Here is an 18,898-nt window from a genome sequence, read left to right as displayed (position 1 = left end):
TTCCGCCCTGAGTCGTCAGACGCTTTGCGTCATGCTGGCGACTCTGGTGCTGTTCCTGCTCGGTGTACACGGTGACGCCTTCGTTGGCTTCGACTCGCGCTTCGTGCTGTTCGCCCGCGAAATGCTGCGCCATGGGCCCAGCTGGTTCCCGACCACCTACGGCGCACCCTACCCGGACTATCCGGCTACCTCCACCCTCCTGACCTACCTGCTCTCGCTACCGCTGGGGCGGGTCACCGAGCTCACCGCCTGGCTGCCCACCGCGGTAGCGGCGGCCGTCTGCGCCGGCATGGTGTATCGCCTGGTGGCTCCGTTCTCGCGCTCCTGGGCGCTGGTCAGCCTGGCGATGCTGCTGCTGACGGCCACCTTCGTCAGCGAGACCCGGGCCGTGTCCCTCGACCTGATGGTCGCTGCCGTAGGGCTGCTGGCCTTCTACCGGGCGTTTCAGGCCGAGCGCCATGGCGTGCCGGGCCTGCTGCTGCGCCTGCTGCCACTGCTGTTCATCGGTTTTGCCCTGCGTGGCCCGCTGGGGTTGGTGGTGCCGGCCGGCATGGTGTGCAGCCAGTTGCTGCTGGACCGGCGCTGGAAGGCTCTGGTTGCCTTCTCGGCAAGCGCGCTGGTCCTGCTGATGCTCTGCGTGCTCGCGCTGATTGCCCTGGCGCGCTCCACCGGCGGAGAGGAGTTTGTCCAGGATGTCCTGCGGATGCAGGTGATCGGCCGTCTGGACGGCTCCGCTGGCTCCAGCGATGCCCTGTATTACTTCCGCAGTTCGCTGGGCAACTACGCCCTGGCCTTCCCGCTGGCGTTGCCGGCGCTGGCGCTGCTCTGGCAACGGCGCCGCGAGCCGGCGTTCCGCCTGGTGGCGGGTTGTGCCCTGGCGGCGCTGGTGGTCATGGTCGGCCTGTCGGTACCGCAGGCCAAGAAGGCCCGCTACATCGTTGCCCTGGCGCCGCTGGCGGCCATTGTCGCCGGTTATCCCTTCATGGTTGTCGGCAGCCGTCTGGCGCAGGTGCTGCGTGGCGTACTGCGCGTGCTATGGCTCGCCTTGCCGGCCTTGCTGCTGGCCGGGTTGTGGCTGGCCTGGAAACGCTACCCACAGGAACTTGCCGCCCTGGGCTGGCGCCTGCCGGCCTGCATCGTGGTGCTTGCCGCGCTGCTGGTGCTGGGCGCACTGCGCTGGCGGCGGCCGGCGGCACTGGCCCTGGGGGCGGCGCTGGCACTGTGGGCAAGCTACATTCTGGTCTTCGAGCCGGTGGAGCATCGCCTGTACGACAGCCAGGCGTTCTCCCGCGAGCTGGTCCTGCAGCTCGATGCGCAGCCTGCGCCCCTGGCGCTCTATGGCATGGCTCCGGACGCGCGGGCGATCAAGCTGATGGTCAATCTCGACCGTGACCTGCAGCCGCTGTTCCTCGACCGCCCGGAGCAGTTGGCTGCCCAGCGCGGCCCGCTGTACCTGATGATCCAGGCGCGCGATGCCGAGCGTATCGCCGCCTCCCTGCCCACGGCCCCGGAGCAGTTGTTCGAGGGCCGCTTCGACAATGACACCTATCGCCTGCTGCGCCTCCCCGGAGTGGGCTCCAATCCGTGATGAAAGTACTGACATCCCTTCTTGCCTGCTGTCTGCTGCTGGTCGGCTGCGACGATTCCGATACCCAGGATGTGGTCGAGCGGGACCAGGCATTCTTCCGCCAGCATCCGCTACCGCCTCTGGAAATCATCTCCGGCGGTGGCAGCTTCGTGCTGCCGCTGCTGCCCGACACCCAGTTCTACGCGGAGAACAACCACCGCCAGCGCCACCTGTTCCGCAGCGAGCAGCGCTTTCCCGGCTTGCCGTACCAGCCGGCGCTGGCGTTCTTCGCCCAGACGTTCTGGCTGGCCAAGCACGCCGAGGTTCTCCAGGTGCCGCTGGTGGTGCACCTGGGGGATGTGGTGGAGAACGCCGGCGTCGCCACCCAATGGCAGACCGCCAGCGGTGCCATGCGTACGCTGGAGGAGCGCGGCGTGCCCTACAGCATCGCCACGGGCGAACGCGACGTGCATGAGGAGGCCAGTAGCGATGACCGCCGATCGTTCCTTGACCGCTTCGCTGACCACTTCGGACCTCAGCGCGCGGCCTGGCAGAGTACCTATGTCGGCAGCGATCCCAGGGGGCTGAGCCAGGTGCACCTGTTCCAGCGCTATGGGCAGTCGTTCCTGCTGCTGGCGCTGGACTGGAACCCTTCTGAAGCCACCCTGGTGTGGGCGCAGAGCGTCATCGACGAGCATCCCCATGTGCCGGTGATTCTCGCGTCCCACAGCATCCTGCGGCGCACCGACAAGGGCGTGGCGGAGCTGTCCCGCGAGGACAATGCCAGTGGCGTGCTGCTCTGGGATCGGCTGATCCGTCGCAACGACCAGGTGTTCCTCACTCTGAACGCGCACACCGATGGCGCTGTGCACACCCGACTGCTCAACGACCGGGGGCACAGCGTCGATATGGTGATGGTCGACTACCAGCACCAGTACCTCGGCGGCAACGGGCTGCTGCAGTTGCTGGAGCTGGACTTGCGGCGCAATCGTCTCGCGGCGTTGACGCTGTCGCCGTGGGTACTCTGGAAGCGCCAGGTCTATCCGCAGGCCTACAAGCCCTGCGATACGTTGCAGGCGCTGCACGATTGCGACCAGCTGATGCCGGAAGATTCGCCCGGCTGGGACAACCGCTTTCAGCTGGAACTCGATTACCAGGCACGGTTCAGCAGTTTCCAGGGCTACAGTGCGCAGTTGCCGTTGCAGGGTGAGCAGGCCTCGCTGCTGGACCAGCTCCAGGCGCAGCTCGGCAAACGCTGAGTCAGGCGTCCCCGCGCAGCAGGCGGCGTACTCCAATGCCGGCCAGCGCCATGCCCAGGCAAGGCAGCCAGACCCAGCGCGCCTCGGAGAGCAGTACTTCCAGGCCGCGCGGGCTGAGGAAGCGCGACAGGCCGATGGGCGAGACCTCGATCGGGTGCAGGGGCAGGAAGTAGCGCTGCTCGCTCCACGGCCAGAACCAGGCGACGCCCAGTCCTCCGTCGGTCATCGCATCCAGCACGCTATGGGAGGCGGTTGCCAGGCCGATCCACAGGCCGGCTTTCAGCGGGCCGCTGCCCAGCAGGCGGCAGCACAGCGCCCCAAGCACACCCAGGCACGCCGCGAACAGCAGGGAATGGCTGAAGCCTCGATGACCGAAGGCGTCGTGGTAGGCAATGCCCAGCTTGAAGGCCAGCACATCGAGGTCGGGTAGGCACGCGGCGAGCATGCCGGCCAGCAGCAGGCGCGGCCCGATGGCGCGCGAGCCGAGCGCGAGGCCCAAGGCCAGCACAGGCAAGGGATGGGTGAGCAGGGTGGTCATGGAATCCGTTCCACGTGGGGCCGGGCGGCCCCCTCTCTTTCTATTGGGGGTCAGCTGGTGCGCAGGGCGCGCATGCGCGAGAGCTGGCGTTCCAGCATGGATGGGTAGGGCTCTTTCAGCCATTCCACGCAGCAGGCGTTTTCCGGGCTGGCGATGGGGCGGATGCGTGCCCGCTCGCGGACCTTCTCGTCGTCGCCGATGGATTTTTCCACCAGCAGCAGGTTGCGGCTGTGCTGGCTGAGGGCCAGGGCGTCCTGGGCAGAGGAATCCTGCAGCAGGTCGGCCTGTTCGAGGTCGGCGACGTCTTCGCCCAGCACCAGGCCCAGTTGCAGCTGCAGGGTGATGCCGCTGTCGGCCACCTCGATCTGCAGGGCATGGCCCAGGGCGCGCATCAGCTCGCCGCAGCACAGTGCGTTGGTGAGGAATTCCTCGTCCTGGTCGCGGCTGTGGAAAAGGATCAGGCTGCCGCCGTCGCTGAGGGTGTAGAGCGTACCCTTGTACAGGCGCGCGGCTTGCTCCAGGCAGTCGCGGTAGCGTTCCAGCAGGTCCACCAGGCGTGCACGCGGCAGGCGGCGCAGCTGTTCCTGGGCGCCCAGTTGCACGGCCAGCACAGCGCTGGTGCCGGCGGAAATCGGCTCCGGCTCGGCTTCAGGCTCTTCTTCCTCGACGCCGATTTCGTCCTCGGCTTCCTCTTCCGCCACGGTCTCGAACTCTTCCTCGGGGAAGTCGTCGTCAGCATTGGCCTTGCGGCGCGCGGCGGGGGCGAGCAGCTCGTCGTCGGAGAAAATGTTTTCGTCGAACTCGTGTTCGTCTGCGGGGCCCGTTGCTTCCAGCGACGGCTCTTTGGCCGCGGGCTTGCCGACCTTGGCAGGCGCTTTCGGGCGCGGCGCGGGAGCGCTGGCCAGCGGTTCGGGAGCTGGCGGTTTCTCGGGCACCAGGCGCGCCTGCAACTGGCGGGCAAGGTCGCCGATCTCGTTCTGCAGGCCGGCGCCTGGAGCGGGGTCGTCCGGGTCGCGCAGCCAGACACGAAGCTGTAACAACGGTGTGGAAATCTGCCGCCCCAGACGCAGGCCGAAGGTCAGGGTGAGCAGCAGCAGGATCAGGCTGATCAGCCCCATGCTCTGCAGGCTGACGGTCATCGGTTGCTCGAACTGGTGCATGTCGAGGCTGATGCGCAGGTGGCCGGCGATCACTTCCTGGAAGGTGATCGGCGTGGAGTACAGGCCCTCGGCATCGCCCAGCAGGCCCTGCTTGGGCCGCGTGCCGGACTCGGCGAGGATGCGGTTGTCCACGCTGTAGATGGCGGCGTGGGCCACCAGCGGGTTCTTGGTCAGGTTGTTGAGCAGCACGTTGAGGCTGAGGATGTCGTTGGACACCAGCAACTCGGTGGCCGACTGCGCGGTCTGTGTCGTCAGGCTCTGGCCGAGGGCGTCGGCCTGCTGCTGCATGGCCTGCTTGAACTGCATGCCCATCACCCAGGCGTAGATCACCAGGGCAGCGGCCACCAGCAGCAGGCTGTGGATGGCGATGCGCAGGGCGATCGGCACGCGGCGCTGGCGCAGGGCATGGAAGAGCAGCAGGAAGAAATTGTCGGGCTTGACGGAGGTGGGCCGGGTCACAGCGGGCTCGGTCTTCTCTAGGGCAGATGCGGGGCAGTATAACGAGGCCCTACCGAGGGGCAAAGCGCCGCAGGGCCCGTCAACTCGAACCGGGCCGGAATGACCCGGGGAACTCGCCGTTAATCCGATCGACGGCGCCGGCCCCGAACGGGCGAGCGGAGCATCCGCGGACGGTGAAAGCAGGTAGAATGTCTGCCTTTTTTCCATGGCGGAGACAGCGCCTTGCGCGAGATCGTCCTGATCAACATCACCGGGGAAGACCGCCCCGGCCTCACCGCAGCCATCACCGGCGTCCTGGCGCAGGGTGGCGTGAACATCCTCGATATCGGCCAGGCGGTGATTCACGACACGCTGTCCTTCGGCATCCTCGTGGAAATCCCGGACAACGAGCGCGCTTCGTCAGTGCTCAAGGATGTGCTGTTCACGGCCTACGAGCTGGACCAGCAGGTGCGCTTCACACCGGTCTCCGAGGACGATTACCGGCAGTGGGTCGGTGGCCAGGGCAAGCCGCGCCACATTGTCACCCTGCTGACTCGCCGGGTGACCGCCGAGCAGTTGCAGCGGGTCAGCTCGATCACTGCCAAGTACGGCCTGAACATCGACCAGATCGATCGCCTGTCCGGACGTATGCCGCTGGACATGCCGGCGGACCAGGGCAAGGGCTGCATCGAGTTCTCCGTGCGCGGCGAGCCCGCGGATCCGGCAGCCCTGCGCGCCGAGTTCCTCAGCGTGGCCCAGGAGCTGAACGTCGACATCGCCTTCCAGCAGGACTCGGTGTTCCGCCGCAACCGTCGCCTGGCGGTGTTCGACATGGACTCGACGCTGATCGAGGCCGAGGTCATCGACGAGCTGGCCAAGGCGGCCGGCGTGGGCGAGCAGGTTTCCGAAATCACCGAGCGCGCCATGCGCGGCGAGCTGGACTTCCGCGCCAGCTTCAAGGAGCGCCTGGCGTTGCTGCAGGGGCTCTCCGAGGATGTGCTGGAAGAGATCGGCGCTTCGCTGCGCCTGACCGAAGGTGCCGAAACCCTGTTCGCCGAGCTCAAACGCCTGGGCTACAAGACGGCCATCCTCTCCGGCGGCTTCAGTTATTTCGCCAAGCAGCTGCAGGCCAAGCTGGGCATCGACTATGTGTTCGCCAACGAATTGCAGATCGTCGACGGCAAGCTGACCGGCGTGGCCATCGAGCCCATCGTTGACGCCCAGCGCAAGGCCGACCTGCTGCGCGAACTGGCGGCGAAGGAAGGCCTGCAGCTGGAACAGACGATTGCCGTGGGCGATGGCGCCAACGACCTGCCGATGCTCGGCCTGGCCGGCCTGGGCGTGGCCTTCCGCGCCAAGCCACTGGTCAAGCAGTCGGCCAAGCAGGCGATCTCCACCCTGGGGCTGGACGGCATCCTCTACCTGCTCGGCTTCCGTGATCGCGAAGGTGTGGACGGACTCTGATTTGCCGCAGCATGAAAAAGCCGCCTCGATGGGCGGCTTTTTTATGGGCTTCCGGCTGCTTTTTGTAGGTTCCGTTCCGGGTTACTCGTCCGAGGCGAAGTCGTAGTCCATCGCCTGGCTCGGGCCCTGCAGGTAGCGGCCCTGGATGTAGTTGGCGCCGGCCTGCCACAGGGTGGCCAGGGCGGTGGCGCTTTCCACCATGGGGACGATGGTCAGCTTGGCCTGGGCGTGCAGGCTGGCCATCAGGGTCTTGAGGTTTTCCTGGTTCTCCGCCGTGTTCAGGTCCTGCACATAGGAGCCGTCGACCTTCACGAAGTCGACGTTCATGTGCTTGAGCGTGTTGAACGGGTTGAGTGCGCAACCGAACTGGCACAGGGCGATCTGGCAATGCAGTTCCGCCAGGCCCTGGCTGAGCACCTTGGCCTGGCGCAGGTAGGCGATGGCGTCCGGTTCGCTGATCTGGACGATCAGCGCATCGGCCGGCAGGCGCGAGGCCTTCAGCGCCACGCTCAGCCACGGCAGCAGTTCGGGGTCCTGCAGGCTGGGGCCGGAGAGGTGCACGAAGAGCTTGGTCTCGTGACCCTTGGCGCGGTGTTCGGAGAGCAGCTTGATGGAGTTGAGCAGCACCCAGCGGTCGATCTTCTCGGCCAGGCCGCTGGCCTTGGCGGCGTTGAGGAAATCTGCCGGCGGTACTTCCTCGCCCTGCGGGTTGAGCAGGCGCAGCAGTACTTCGTAGTGCTCGTGGGTATCTCCACGCAGGCTGATGATCGGCTGGAACAGCAGGCGGAAGCTGTTCTGCTCCAGCGCCTGGCGGATGATCGCGACGATGTCGCCACGGTAGGCGGCAGCGGCGAGTTCATCGGCCGGGTTGTAGATCTTCAGGCCGTTGCCGTCCTTCTGTGCGACGTCGTCGGCGCCACGGTGGGCGCGCTCGATGACTTCCTGGGCGCGGGTGGTCTTCTCGTCCAGCCCGGCGGTGCCGATGGACAGGGTGACCTGTGCGGTGCGGCCATGGATGTCGAACAGGTGGCCTTCGACCTTCTTCAGCAGCGCGTTGAAGCGCGGCGCCGATTGTTCCGGGGTTTCGCCCTGCAGCAGCACGGCGAACACATCGTCGCCCAGGCGGGCCAGTTGCGCCTGCTCCGGGAACTGCCCGCGCAGCAGGTTGCCCAGGTCCGCCAGCAGCAGGTCGATGCTGGCAACGCCGAGGTCGAGCTGGAGGGTCTGGGCGCGATCCAGCAGCATGTAGGCGAAGGTCGCCGGCTGGCCGGCGGTTACCGCACGCTCCACGGCGCTGTCCATCAGGTCGAGGAAGTGGGCGCGGTTGAACAGGCCGGTGACCAGGTCCTGACTGCTGACTTCGCGCAGTTTTTCCTCGAGTTGGGCGTTGTCCGATTCGGCGCGTATCACCACCTGGATGCAGGGTTCGCCGTCATAGGTGGCCGGCGAGAAGGTCATGCGCGCGGCGAAGGCCTGGCCATCGCTGCGGATGCCGCTGCAGGCCAGGTCGGCGTTGTCCTCGGTGCTTTCCTTGGTGAGATGGTAACCCTTGAGGAAGTCCTTGAAGTTGGCCTGGTCGCAGCCGGCGATCAGGTCGATCATCGGCATGCCTTCCAGCTCCTCGGCATCCTCGTAGCCGAACAGGCCGACGTAGGCCCGGTTGGCGTAGATGTGCATGCCGTCGTGGACGTAGGTGATGGCGTCCACCGAGCTGTCCAGCAGCAACTGGCAACGTTTCTCTGCTTCACGCAGCGCGACTTCGGCGGAGCGGCGGGCGCGGCGCTCCTCGAGGTTGGCCAGCTCGCGGTTGGCGACCAGGATCAGCCGCTCGTCCTCGCCTTGCGGCAGGGCATCCTGCGCGCCGAGGGCCAGGGCCTCGGTGACGGCGTCGGAGTCGTTGCCGCTGACCAACTGGATAAAGGGAATGTCCTTGGCCTGGCGGCGAATGCTGCCCAGCGCTTCGCTCGGGTCCAGCGCCTCGGCCTCGGGGGCGGCGATCAGCAGGTCCCAGCCCTGGGGCAGGATGTCCGTCAGGTCGTCGCTGGAGGTGATGCGGTGGACGCGGGTCGCGCGACCGGCATTGCGAAACAGGCTGACCAGGCGCTCGGCTTCGTTCTGCGAGTCTTCCAGGATCAGCAGGCGGATGGTTTTCTTTTCATTGGCCATGAGGAAGGCTGCTTATACCGCGCTGGACGGCAGCAAATTGGCGACGAATGGGAATTCTCCGGAATCTACAGAGACTTCCATAGTGAGTCAAAGTCTTCCTCCCCGCCAGCACCTCGAGCATTCGGTGCTGTGATGGGCTTATCGCTCGACGGGCCGGCAGCATCCTGCGCCTGGTATTCGAACTGGGTGAAGCTGGCGGTGGCGGTGACCTTGCGGGTCAACGTGGCACGTCGTTCGTCACCCTGCAGGTTGAGCTGCACGCGGTTGCCTTCCTGGAAGGGCAGGCGAGGAGTAATGACGGTCGCCGGGCGGGAGATGGCGGCGATTTCCGGCAGCAGCAGCGCCCGCAGGTACTGGCTGCCCTGTTCGGTCTTGCGCAGCAGTTGCAGGCCGCAGGGCTGGGCGAGCGGGGCGATCAGCTCAATGCCCATCTGCGTGCCGCCGCCGCGGACCTGGCGGATCCAGCGCACCACCGCGACGCTCCAGCTGTGCTCCGGGGTGTCCTGGATACCGAGCAGTTCGCCGGCCTGCAACTGGCTGGGAATTTCCTTTGGCCAGGTCAGGCAGTAGCCACCGGGGCTGTGGTTGACGATGGCCAGGTTGAAGACTGGATAGTCGTCGCGCGGATTTTCCGGTGCGGCGCCAACGCCCGTGTCGTCGACGGTGCGTGGCGCGGTGTATTCGATTTCCTCCAGCGGCATGCCGGGCTGCCAGTCGTTGAGTTTCTGCGCATCGAAGGCGCCGGACCAGGCGTCGTTGACCTCTGCCTTGAAGCTGGGCACCTGTTCCTGCACCTGGATCTTCAGGACGTCGGCAAAGCTGCGACGGCCGGCGAGGAAATAGTGCAGGGCGCTCATGCCGATACAGAGGGTCAAATGACCCTGGCCGGGCGTACGGTTGAAGGTGCGTTCGGCGATGTCGCCCCAGGCGGCGGCGAGGTGCTGCAGCAGATCGATGCTGACGCCGTCCGGGACTTTCAGGCGCGCCTTGGCGCGATCCTCGGCCGGCAGCAGGAGGTATTCGCGGATCAGGTCCACCAGCGGCTGCGGGTCGATGCCCAGCGCGCCGGTGAGATCGCTTTCCTTGAACAGCGTGCGATAGCGCGGCGGGCCATCCACCTGCGGCACCACCACGAACAGGGTGGAAGGCGCGTCGGCGGCCTGCACTCTGATCTGCGCCGCCCAGCCTTCGAGCACTTCGGCGACGCGTGCGATGTTGTTCTGGCGCATCTGGTTGCAGCGCGCAGAGCCGAGCATCAGCGCAGTCACATAGGCGTGCTCGATGGACAGCCCCTGGGACTGGCGGGCGAGCGCATCGCGCACCGGCGTGTGCTGCAAGCCGTGCCGACGAGCGAGCTGGTAGAGCTGGTGGAGTTCCAGCCAGAGGTTTTCCGGCACCGGGCAGTACAGCTGGGACGCTCGTACCAGCGGCCCGCAGAGGCTGCGGATGGCGCGCTGGGTGGCCGCGGTCATCACCTGGGCGCGTTCGCGGGTGAAGCGCGAGGCTTCGCGTACGACAATCAGCTTGTAGCCGATGGCCAGATGGTTCTGCAGCGCCTGGCAGAGGTTGGCGACCTTGCGCGGGCGCTCGTCCAGGACGATGGATTGGTTGAGGAAGTGCCGCTCCAGGTTGTGGCAGACGAAGTGGACTTCCGGGCGGAACAGTTCCAGTAATTGCAGGCGAGTCTCGACCGGCAGTTTGAGCTGGTTGAGTTCGATCAGCCCCTGGTAGAGCTGACGAGCCGTTTCCCCGAGATTGGCCTTGGGCAGGTGATCCAGCCAGTTTTTCAGCTCGCGCGCATTGGCGTTGCAGAAGCTCAGGCTCTCGTGCGTTGGTGTGGGGACACGTAGAAACTGCTGGGGACTGTTGTCCATGGTGAGAGTCGATTCTCCACAACCCGGCTCGTTGTACGAACCAGTTGTTCATAACTGTCGGCTTTTTCCGAACTCTAGCAGCATCCGCCGCCCGCCGCAGCCCATCGCCCGGATGGTGCGCGGACAGGTCACGGCCGAGGGGATTGCCCCTTGATCTGACGTTGCAGGGCGTCCTTCGCCGAGTCCTGCGCCGTGCTGCGCACCCAGCCGTCGCCCTGGGCCGTCACCGGGTAGGCCGCCCAGTCGAGCAGGTCCTGACGGCGGCAGACGCCAGTGTTGCCTTTGCCGGCGCCGGCGACCACCTTGTAGACCAGCTGATCCTGGCGGCTGCGCTTGTCCGGGTGGTCGTCGATCACCTGGCGCACGGCCCAGGCGTTGCCGCTCAGGGCGTTGCTGTAGCTGGCGCCGAGCAGGATGTCTTCGGGCGTCAGGCGCTGCGCCTGGGCGTGTTCCTGGGCCAGCTGGAGAATCTTCAGCAGGTCGTCGAACTGCACGTCGATGTACGAATCCATCTTGCGCAGCGCGTGATACAGGTCCTCCGGTGCCGGCCCCGCGGGCAGCTTCGGCGTGACTGGCAGGCGTGCCAGCGGTGCGGGGTAGCGGCGCCAGGCGAACAGGCCGTTGAAGGCCAGCGCGACGGCGAGGATCAGCACGACGTTGAGCAGCACCGGGCTGAGCACGTAGTGGAAGCCCAGGGCCGTGATGGCCGGACCGCCGGATACTGCCGCCAGTGCCGTGGCGCCGCCCGGGGGGTGGATGCAGCGGGCGTAGTGCATGACCAGGATTGCAGCGCCCACCGCGAGGGCGGGGGTGAAGGCCTGGCCGGGGAGGAGCTTCTGGCAGATCACCCCGACGCAGGCCGAGAGGACCTGGCCGCCGAGAACAGCCCAGGGCTGCGAGAGCACGCCATGAGGTACAGCGAACAGCAGCACGGCGCTGGCGCCCATGGAGGCGACGACCCAGATGGCCGCTTCGCTGGGTAGCACCCAGTGGGTGACGGCGTAGATGGCGGCGATGCCGCACAGCGCTCCGGTTGCGGAGAGCCACTTTTCAAGATGGCTGGTGGCATTGGCACGCCAGCCCATCAGGTGCAGGAAGCGTTTCATGGCAGGGAACTGGCACGATGAGGCGAAAAGCAGTGGTGGGCGGCTCGTTGGCCGCCCGCCTTATGGACAGCGGACCTCAGCCCTGGCGTGCGCCACCCAGGCGCTCGCCCATGCGCACGGCGCTGGTGGCGGCGAGGTTTTGCGCCCAGCTCACCTGCTCGGGACCGAACAGCACGATGGCGGTCGAACCCAGCTTGAAGCGGCCCAGCTCGGCGCCTTTCTCCAGGTGGATCGGCGCACGGGAGGCTTCGTCGTAGGAGAACGATTTCAGCTCACGCTTGGGCGGCGTGACCAGGCCGGCCCAGACGGTCTCGATGGAAGCGACGATCATCGCGCCGACCAGCACCACGGCCATTGGCCCGCGCTCGGTGTCGAAGATGCACACCACGCGCTCGTTGCGGGCGAAGAGTTCCGGCACCTGCTCGGCGGTCAGCTGGTTTACCGAGAACAGGCGGCCCGGCACGTAGACCATCTCGCGCAGGGTGCCGGCCAGCGGCATGTGCACGCGGTGGTAGTCCTTGGGCGACAGGTAGACGGTGGCGAAGTCGCCGCCCATGAAGGGCGCGGCGCGCTCGGCGTCGCCGCCCAGCAGTTCCATCAGGCTGTAGCTGTGGCCCTTGGCCTGGAACACGCGGCCATGCTCGATCGGGCCGAGCTGGCTGATGGCGCCGTCGGCGGGGCAGAGCACCGCGCCTGCGCTTTCGTCCAGCGGACGCGCGCCCTCTTTCAGGGCGCGGGTGAAGAAGGCGTTGAAGTGTTCATAGGCGCGCAGGTCCTCGACCTGGGCTTCGCGCATATCCACCTGGTAGCGACGGGCGAACCAGGGAATCAGGCGGTCCTTGAACCAGGGCGCGCGGCATTCGGCGGCGCAGCCGATCAGGCGCGACAGCAGGTGATGCGGCAGCAGGTACTGGCTGAGGATGAACAGACGATCTTTGAACGACATTCCTTAAACCTCTACGGGGGTGTCGGGATGGTTGCCCCATTCCGACCAGGAACCGGCATAGCCCTTGACCCGCGGATAGCCGAGGGCCTTGGCCACCAGGTAGGTGAAGCCGGAGCGGTGGTGGGTCTGGCAGTGGGTGATCACTTCCTTGTCCTTGGTGATGCCCAGGTCCTCGAGGATCTGCGGCATATCGGTGCGGATGCGCAGCGCGCGGGCCGGATCCATGCCGGCGGTCCATTCGAAATTGACCGCGCCGGGCACGTGGCCGGCCTTGGCGGCGAGAACCTTCTGGCCGCTGTACTCGCTGGGGTTGCGGGCGTCCCAGACGGCCAGGTCGGCTGCGCCCAGGCGGCTCTGCAGGTACTCGCGGGTGGCGGTCGGCTCGTCGTGCAGGGTCAGCGGCAGCGGGCCGCCGACCGGCGCCGGAACGTCCTCGCTCAAGGGCAGGCCGTCGGCAAGCCAGGCGTGCAGGCCGCCGTCGACGTAGTGGTAGTTGCCGTGGTCGATCACATCCAGTAACCAGATGAAGCGACCGGCCCAGCCGCCGCCTTCGTCGTCATAGACCACGTAGACGGCATCGGGGTGGTGGCCCAATTCGCCGAACAGCGCTTCCAGGTCGGCCTTGGCCGGCAGCAGGCCCGGGGCCGGCGTGCCGCCCATCTGGGTGCGCGCAGGAGCGACGAAACGGGCGCCGGGGATGTGGCCCTGGGCGTAGCGCGCGGCGCTGGTCAGGTCTACCAGGATCAGTTCCGGAGCATCGAGACGGCTGGCGAGGTCAGCCGGTTCGATCACCAGGGGCAGGGCGGAGAAGGCGGACATGGCGGAGACTCCCGGCGAAAAGGGTGGGGGAGGCAACGTGAGCGCGCGCCCTGGGCTACCCCGTGAGGGCGGTTAGTTTAAAGGGCAGAAGGCGGGGAGCAAACCTTTCCCGGATCACGAGCCCCGCGCCATCTGCTTCACCGCGTGCTCGATGCACTGCACGGTGCGGCCGAAGGCCTGCGCGTGCAGGTCTGCCAGCGGCTGCCCGAGGCGGTCGCAGACGACCAGCATGACCACCCGCGCGCCATTGCCCAGCGAGCGCAGCAGCAGATGTTCACTGGGTAGCAGCGCCTTCAGCGAGCCGGGAATCAGCGCCGAGAACTCGGCCATGTTGGTCGGGCTCAGGCGCAGTTGTCCGGGTTGTTGCAGGAGTTTGCGCAGCACCGGGCTGGCGGCGACTTCCAGCTTGAACTCGCCGATCTCGCCGTCCAGGCCGAAGTGGCGGCGCGCCTGCAACCAGCTGCCGCCCTTGTCGGCCAGCAGGATCATCCCGCGTTGCAGCCCGCAGGCCTGCAAGGCAGCCGTGGCACAGTCGAGCAGTTGCACGGCGTTGCCGAACGGGCTGGGCGTCTGCATCAGGCGGGTGCAGTGCTGACGCCATTCGACGAGGGTGTCCGGCGCCTTGGCCGGCTCCTCGGCCTTCGGCCCGTTGAGCCAGCGGCGCGCATCCCAGGGCCAGAGCAACGCCTGCGCCGGGTGCCAGAGCAGCGGGCGGGCGTGGCGGCGGGCGCTCTGCGCGGCGAGGCCGTGGACGGTCTGCTGCAATTCTTCCAGCGGCATCTGCAGATAGAGGCTGGTCAGGCGCTGCCAGCGCAGCATGTGCACGCCCCCCCAGGACTGGTGTGCGGCCATGGCGATGCTGTTGGCCAGGAGGATGGTGTTGGCCGGGCGGGTCAGCCAGCGTTGCAGTTCCGGATCGGCGTCCAGGCGCTGCTGCTGGCCCAGCGGCTCGTGTTCGGTGTGGGCGACGTGCAGGGCGCGCACCAGCAGGCGCTTGTCGTCGCTGAGCAGGGCGTAGCCCTGGCCGACCCAGTCCGGCAGCCGCCAACTGTCGGCCAGCGCGCGGCACAAGGGCAGCAGGGGAGTGCCGAGCAACTCCTCTTCGACTTCGCTGCTGCAGCGGCCCAGGCCGTAGACCTGGCGCTGCCAGCTCTCCATCAGCTCCGGTTTCGCGGTGGCCAGCGCCCACAGCGGCGCAAGGGTGAACAGGCTGCCCCAGTGGATTTCCTGCCAGAGTCGCGCCAGGCGGTTGGCGAACAGGCCGCTGGCCTGCTGCATGGCATGGCGGCTGATCAGCAGCAGTTGGCTCAGGGCTCGCGGCATCTGCGTCTCGGGCATCGCGGGCAGGCTGTCGAGCAATTGAGTGACGCGGGACAAGCCCAGGCGGTTGAGGGCGACCTCCAGGCTTTCCGCCGGATTGTCCCTGGCGCTCTGTGCGCGGTTGGCTTCGCGCAGGATGGCAAAGGCCAGGGTCGGCGCGTCCTGCAGCAGTTCGGCGATATCGCGGATCGAGCGGCGGCTGTCGTTCAGCGCCCGGCGAATGTCATCGCGCTGTTCCAGCGGAACGGGCAAAGGCAGGTCTTCCAGCTGGGTTAGCCAGGCCTTGAGACGCTCTGGATGAAGCAATTGCTTAGACATGCGTGAGGCGCCGAACTGGTTTTTAGTGTTTTCGGCCTATAGTCTTGCCCGAAATCTCCGATAACAACAGGGAGGCGGGAATCATGCCTCCATTCTGTTCACAGTTTCAGTCCGGTCCCCATGGCAAAAATCATCGGCATCATCGTCATTCTGGGTAGCGTGCTCGGCGGCTACATGCTCTCCGGCGGCAAGATCGCGGCCATCATTCAGCCGTTCGAAGTGCTGATCATCGGCGGCGCCGCGCTGGGCGCCTTCCTCCAGGCCAACCCTGGCAGCACCTTCATGACCGTACTGAAGAAGGCGCCGAAGATGTTCGGCAACCGCTTCACCCATACCTTCTACCTGGAGGTGCTGGGCATGCTCTACGAGGTGCTCAACAAGAGCCGCCGCGAAGGCATGATGGCGATCGAGGCCGACGTCGAGGACCCGGCTGCCAGCCCGATCTTCAGCAAGTACCCCGCGGTGCTCAGGGACGACCGCATGACGGCCTACATCTGCGACTACCTGCGCATCATGTCTTCCGGCAACATGGCGCCCCACGAGTTGGAAGGCCTGTTCGACATGGAACTGGGCAGCCTCAAGGAAGACCTCGAGCACCCCGCCCATGCAGTGACCCGCGTCGCCGACGCCCTGCCGGGCTTCGGTATCGTCGCCGCGGTACTGGGCATCGTGATCACCATGGCGCTGCTCGGCCAGGGCAGCCAGGCGGAGATCGGCCACCACGTCGCCGCGGCGCTGGTGGGTACCTTCCTCGGTATTCTCGCCGCGTACGGTTTTGTCGGCCCGCTGTCCAACGCGCTGGAGCACGACGCCAAGGAAGAGCTGAACCTCTACGAAGCGATCAAGGCCTGCCTGGTGGCTTCGGCTTCCGGCATGCCGCCCTCGCTGGCCGTGGAGTTTGGCCGCAAGGTGCTGCTGCCGGCGCACCGTCCGAGCTTCAGCGAGCTGGAGCAGGCCGTTCGCGGTCGCTGATGGGTCGCCTGACGCATGGATAACAATCAGCCGATCATCGTCAAGCGCGTCAAGCGCTATGCCGCTGGCCACCACGGCGGCGGCTGGAAGATCGCCTTCGCCGACTTTGCCACCGCCATGATGGCGTTCTTCCTCGTGCTCTGGCTGCTGTCCTCGGCCACGCCCGAGCAGAAGAAGGCCATCTCCGGTTACTTCCAGGACCCCATCGGCTTCACCGAGAGTGCCAGCCCCTACGTCATCGACCTGGGCGGCACGCCGACGCCGGCGCCGGACAAGACGCTGAACCCGCAGATCCAGGCCCAGCCGGATGCCGACGAGACGCGCATCAACCCGGACGAGAACGCCAAGATCAACGAGCAGCAGGCCGAGGACGTCGCCGAGAAGGTCGAGAAGGAGCGCCTGGAGTTGCTGCTGCAGGAACTGCAGAACAAGGTCGACGAGAACCCGACGCTCAAGCGCTTCAAGGACCAGATCCTCTTCGAGATCACCCAGGACGGCCTGCGTATCCAGATTGTCGATTCGGACAACCGGCCGATGTTCGACCTGGGCAGCGCGCGTTTGCAGTCCTATTTCGAGGACATCCTGCTGGCGCTGGCCGAGACCATCAAGCAGGTGCCGAACAAAATCAGCATCAGTGGCCACACCGACGCCAAGCCCTACGCCGGCAATGGCGACTTCGGCAACTGGGAGCTTTCGGCCAACCGCGCCAACGCGGCGCGGCGCGCGCTGGAAGCCGGCGGCTACCCGGAAGACCAGATCGCCCGCGTGGTGGGCTACGCCTCTTCGGCGCTGTTCGACCGCGACCAGCCGCTGAATCCAGTGAACCGTCGGATCGACATCATCGTCCTGACCAAGAAGGCCCAGCGCGCCATCGAGGGGCAGGACGGCGGCAGCGACAAGCCGGTCGATGGCGCAGTCCCGGCTGCCCCGGGCGCCGCCACACCGGCAGCGCCCAATGGCGCACCGGCCAAGCCAGCGAGCGGCCAGGGCGACCCTGTGCCGCCGGACCAGCTCAAGCAGAAGCTCAACCTGTTCGACGACGGCGGTACGCTGAAACTCGACGAGTTGAACAAGCAGCAGTAGGAAACGAAGAAGGCCAGCTGAACAGCTGGCCTTCTTCGTTGCGCTTCATGCCATTGATTTGCCGAGGCGTGCTCGCTCCTACTGGGCCGTGCAACATCGGTGCGGCGGATAACGCTTGAGGCGTTATCCGCCAATCAATATTCGTCTTGCGGCAGGCTCGCGAGGATGTGCCGGTAGCTGGCCATCCGTTGCGGCGAAACACGCCCGTCTTCCAGCGCCTTGAGCAGCGCACAGCCCGGTTCGCGATCGTGCTTGCAGTCGCGGAAGCGGCAGTGGCCGAGCAGGTCGTGGAACTCGATGAAGCCGGCTTCGACATCGTCACGGCTGACATGGCCGAGGCCGAATTCGCGGATGCCGGGGGAGTCGATCAGGTCGCCGCCGGCGGGGAAGTGGAACAGCCGCGCGGTGGTGGTGGTGTGGGTGCCCTTGCCGGTGACTTCCGAGAGATCACCGACGCGGGTGTCGACGCCGGGCAGCAATGCGTTCACCAGCGACGACTTGCCTACGCCGGACTGTCCGACGAACACGCTGACGTGCTCGTTCAGCGCGGCACGAAGGGCGTCCAGCGCCAGGCCGTTGAAGGCGGAAACCTCCAGCAGCGGGTAGCCCAGCTCGCGGTAGGTGCCCAGCAGCGAATCGAGGAAGGGGGCGTTTTCCTCGTCGATCAGGTCGGCCTTGTTCAGCAACAGCAGCGGCTTGATGCCGGCGTGCTCGGCGGCCACCAGGTAGCGGTCGATCAGGTTGGCGTGGGGTTCCGGGCGCGGGGCGAAGACGATCACGATGCGATCGACGTTGGCCGCCACCGGCTTGAGCACGCCGCGCATGTCCGGGCGACGCAGCTCGGACGTTCGCGGCAATTGCGCGACGATCACCCCGATGCCCTGGTTGCCGGGGCGCCAGACCACCTGGTCGCCGGTCACCAGCGGGGGCAGGTTGGCGCGCAGGTGGCAGCGGAACACCTGGCCGGCGTGGTCGCCTTCCTGGGCCTCGACTTCCACCTGCACCCCGAAGTGCGCAATCACCTGGCCGGTCTGCTCCGGGCCGAGGTCGCCGCCTTCCAATTCTTCCAAGGCGCGTGACTCACGCTTCGCCGCGCGCGAAGCGCGTTCTTCCTGGACTTTTTCGATCCGCCAGCTCTGCCGGCGGGTGAGGTGACGCTTGGCCATAGGGTATCCACAGGGAAAATCGCGCCGCAGTTTAGCATGCGCGCGTCCGCTTCCCGCTAAACTAGGGGGCTGAGCTGAGGAGCCCCATCATGCAGAACCCGCAGAACCTGATCTGGATCGACCTGGAAATGACCGGGCTGGACCCGGACAAGGATGTCATCATCGAGATGGCGACCATCGTCACCGACAGCGACCTGAACATCCTCGAGGAAGGCCCGGTGATCGCCGTGCACCAGAGTGAGGAGCTGCTCGCCGGCATGGACGAGTGGAATACCCGTCAGCACGGCCAATCCGGCCTGACCCAGCGCGTGCGTGAAAGCACCATCTCCGCCGCCGAAGCCGAAGCGATGACCATCGCCTTCCTGGAAAAGTGGGTACCCAAGCGCAGCTCGCCGATCTGCGGCAACAGCATCTGCCAGGACCGCCGCTTCCTCTACCGCCACATGCCGAAGCTGGAAGGCTACTTCCACTACCGCAACCTGGACGTCTCCACCCTCAAGGAACTGGCAGCGCGCTGGGCGCCTTCGGTGCGGGATGGCTTCAAGAAGGGCAACACCCACCTGGCGCTGGACGACATCCGCGAGTCGATCGCCGAGCTGCGCTACTACCGCGAGCACTTCATCAAAGTCTGAGCCGACGGCTCTTTGTAGGGGCGAGCTTGCTCGCGAACTGATTCCGTCGCGGGGCTTGGTTTGCGAGCGA

General features: G+C 66.5%; 15 protein-coding genes. 6 read left to right on the top strand and 9 right to left on the bottom strand.

Annotated features, from left to right (window positions below):
* Nucleotides 1-31 precede the first annotated feature (31 nt).
* Together A9513_RS21855 and A9513_RS21850 are read left to right on the top strand one after the other, a co-directional pair.
* On the top strand, nucleotides 32-1,588 hold the full coding sequence (locus tag A9513_RS21855) for a glycosyltransferase family 39 protein (protein ID WP_065085576.1): 1,557 nt from the start codon (nucleotides 32-34) through the stop codon (nucleotides 1,586-1,588).
* A complete protein-coding gene (locus A9513_RS21850; RefSeq protein WP_065085575.1) occupies nucleotides 1,588-2,826 on the top strand; it encodes a calcineurin in 1,239 nt (412 codons plus the stop codon). Before A9513_RS21855 ends, A9513_RS21850 begins: the two co-directional genes overlap by 1 nt.
* A 1-nt stretch (nucleotide 2,827) precedes the next feature.
* Here the strand turns inward: A9513_RS21850 and A9513_RS21845 are convergent, their stop codons facing one another.
* Entirely contained in the window at nucleotides 2,828-3,364 is a 537-nt protein-coding gene (locus A9513_RS21845; RefSeq protein WP_065085574.1) for a metal-dependent hydrolase, read from the bottom strand.
* A gap of 50 nt (nucleotides 3,365-3,414) precedes the next feature.
* Entirely contained in the window at nucleotides 3,415-4,983 is a 1,569-nt protein-coding gene (locus A9513_RS21840) for an AhpA/YtjB family protein (protein ID WP_065085573.1), read from the bottom strand.
* Nucleotides 4,984-5,205: 222 nt separating this feature from the next.
* On the opposite strand from A9513_RS21840, the gene serB reads away from it, so the two are divergent.
* Nucleotides 5,206-6,426 carry a phosphoserine phosphatase SerB gene (serB, locus tag A9513_RS21835; protein WP_024764311.1) on the top strand — a complete coding sequence of 407 codons (1,221 nt, stop codon included), beginning with the start codon at nucleotides 5,206-5,208 and terminating at the stop codon, nucleotides 6,424-6,426.
* An 81-nt stretch (nucleotides 6,427-6,507) separates the two neighbouring features.
* Here serB and A9513_RS21830 read toward each other — a convergent pair whose 3' ends face one another.
* From A9513_RS21830 to A9513_RS21805, 6 genes are all read right to left on the bottom strand, one after another.
* Nucleotides 6,508-8,592, bottom strand: a complete 2,085-nt coding sequence (locus A9513_RS21830) for an EAL domain-containing protein (RefSeq protein WP_065085572.1) — start codon at nucleotides 8,590-8,592, stop codon at nucleotides 6,508-6,510.
* 65 nt (nucleotides 8,593-8,657) lie between these two features.
* On the bottom strand, nucleotides 8,658-10,466 hold the full coding sequence (locus A9513_RS21825) for a molecular chaperone (protein WP_065085571.1): 1,809 nt from the start codon (nucleotides 10,464-10,466) through the stop codon (nucleotides 8,658-8,660).
* Nucleotides 10,467-10,594: 128 nt separating this feature from the next.
* Complete coding sequence (locus A9513_RS21820) at nucleotides 10,595-11,572, bottom strand: HPP family protein (RefSeq protein WP_065085570.1); 978 nt, start codon at nucleotides 11,570-11,572, stop codon at nucleotides 10,595-10,597.
* 76 nt (nucleotides 11,573-11,648) lie between these two features.
* A complete protein-coding gene (asd, locus tag A9513_RS21815; protein ID WP_024764314.1) occupies nucleotides 11,649-12,518 on the bottom strand; it encodes an archaetidylserine decarboxylase in 870 nt (289 codons plus the stop codon).
* A 3-nt stretch (nucleotides 12,519-12,521) separates the two neighbouring features.
* A complete protein-coding gene (gene rhdA, locus A9513_RS21810; RefSeq protein ID WP_065085569.1) occupies nucleotides 12,522-13,337 on the bottom strand; it encodes a thiosulfate sulfurtransferase in 816 nt (271 codons plus the stop codon).
* A 114-nt stretch (nucleotides 13,338-13,451) separates the two neighbouring features.
* Nucleotides 13,452-14,975: an HDOD domain-containing protein gene (locus tag A9513_RS21805; RefSeq protein ID WP_065085568.1), complete on the bottom strand. Its 1,524-nt coding sequence runs from the start codon at nucleotides 14,973-14,975 to the stop codon at nucleotides 13,452-13,454.
* A gap of 120 nt (nucleotides 14,976-15,095) precedes the next feature.
* Between A9513_RS21805 and motA the strand changes: the two genes are divergently transcribed.
* Both motA and motB read left to right on the top strand, forming a co-directional pair.
* Nucleotides 15,096-15,947: a flagellar motor stator protein MotA gene (motA, locus tag A9513_RS21800; RefSeq protein ID WP_024764317.1), complete on the top strand. Its 852-nt coding sequence runs from the start codon at nucleotides 15,096-15,098 to the stop codon at nucleotides 15,945-15,947.
* 15 nt (nucleotides 15,948-15,962) lie between these two features.
* Entirely contained in the window at nucleotides 15,963-17,030 is a 1,068-nt protein-coding gene (motB, locus tag A9513_RS21795) for a flagellar motor protein MotB (protein WP_024764318.1), read from the top strand.
* 134 nt (nucleotides 17,031-17,164) lie between these two features.
* On the opposite strand, the gene rsgA is transcribed toward motB, so the two are convergent.
* Complete coding sequence (gene rsgA / locus A9513_RS21790) at nucleotides 17,165-18,196, bottom strand: small ribosomal subunit biogenesis GTPase RsgA (protein ID WP_065085567.1); 1,032 nt, start codon at nucleotides 18,194-18,196, stop codon at nucleotides 17,165-17,167.
* Nucleotides 18,197-18,285: 89 nt separating this feature from the next.
* On the opposite strand from rsgA, the gene orn reads away from it, so the two are divergent.
* On the top strand, nucleotides 18,286-18,828 hold the full coding sequence (gene orn / locus A9513_RS21785) for an oligoribonuclease (RefSeq protein WP_024764319.1): 543 nt from the start codon (nucleotides 18,286-18,288) through the stop codon (nucleotides 18,826-18,828).
* Nucleotides 18,829-18,898 lie beyond the last annotated feature (70 nt).

This window comes from Pseudomonas sp. AU12215 (assembly GCF_001675465.2).
GTDB classification, from domain to species: domain Bacteria; phylum Pseudomonadota; class Gammaproteobacteria; order Pseudomonadales; family Pseudomonadaceae; genus Pseudomonas; species Pseudomonas nitroreducens.
The sequence above is the reverse complement of the archived record's forward strand: the minus strand, read 5'-3'. Positions and strand labels throughout refer to the sequence as shown.

Excerpts from the sequence above, each read along its gene's own strand:
- A9513_RS21850 (WP_065085575.1), top strand. The coding sequence starts at position 1,588 with ATGAAAGTACTGACATCCCTTCTTGCCTGCTGTCTGCTGCTGGTCGGC.
- motA (WP_024764317.1), top strand. The coding sequence starts at position 15,096 with ATGGCAAAAATCATCGGCATCATCGTCATTCTGGGTAGCGTGCTCGGC.
- A9513_RS21820 (WP_065085570.1), bottom strand. The coding sequence starts at position 11,572 with ATGAAACGCTTCCTGCACCTGATGGGCTGGCGTGCCAATGCCACCAGC.
- A9513_RS21855 (WP_065085576.1), top strand. The coding sequence starts at position 32 with ATGCTGGCGACTCTGGTGCTGTTCCTGCTCGGTGTACACGGTGACGCC.
- A9513_RS21825 (WP_065085571.1), bottom strand. The coding sequence starts at position 10,466 with ATGGACAACAGTCCCCAGCAGTTTCTACGTGTCCCCACACCAACGCAC.
- A9513_RS21805 (WP_065085568.1), bottom strand. The coding sequence starts at position 14,975 with ATGTCTAAGCAATTGCTTCATCCAGAGCGTCTCAAGGCCTGGCTAACC.
- orn (WP_024764319.1), top strand. The coding sequence starts at position 18,286 with ATGCAGAACCCGCAGAACCTGATCTGGATCGACCTGGAAATGACCGGG.
- asd (WP_024764314.1), bottom strand. The coding sequence starts at position 12,518 with ATGTCGTTCAAAGATCGTCTGTTCATCCTCAGCCAGTACCTGCTGCCG.
- A9513_RS21830 (WP_065085572.1), bottom strand. The coding sequence starts at position 8,592 with ATGGCCAATGAAAAGAAAACCATCCGCCTGCTGATCCTGGAAGACTCG.
- A9513_RS21845 (WP_065085574.1), bottom strand. The coding sequence starts at position 3,364 with ATGACCACCCTGCTCACCCATCCCTTGCCTGTGCTGGCCTTGGGCCTC.
- rhdA (WP_065085569.1), bottom strand. The coding sequence starts at position 13,337 with ATGTCCGCCTTCTCCGCCCTGCCCCTGGTGATCGAACCGGCTGACCTC.
- rsgA (WP_065085567.1), bottom strand. The coding sequence starts at position 18,196 with ATGGCCAAGCGTCACCTCACCCGCCGGCAGAGCTGGCGGATCGAAAAA.
- motB (WP_024764318.1), top strand. The coding sequence starts at position 15,963 with ATGGATAACAATCAGCCGATCATCGTCAAGCGCGTCAAGCGCTATGCC.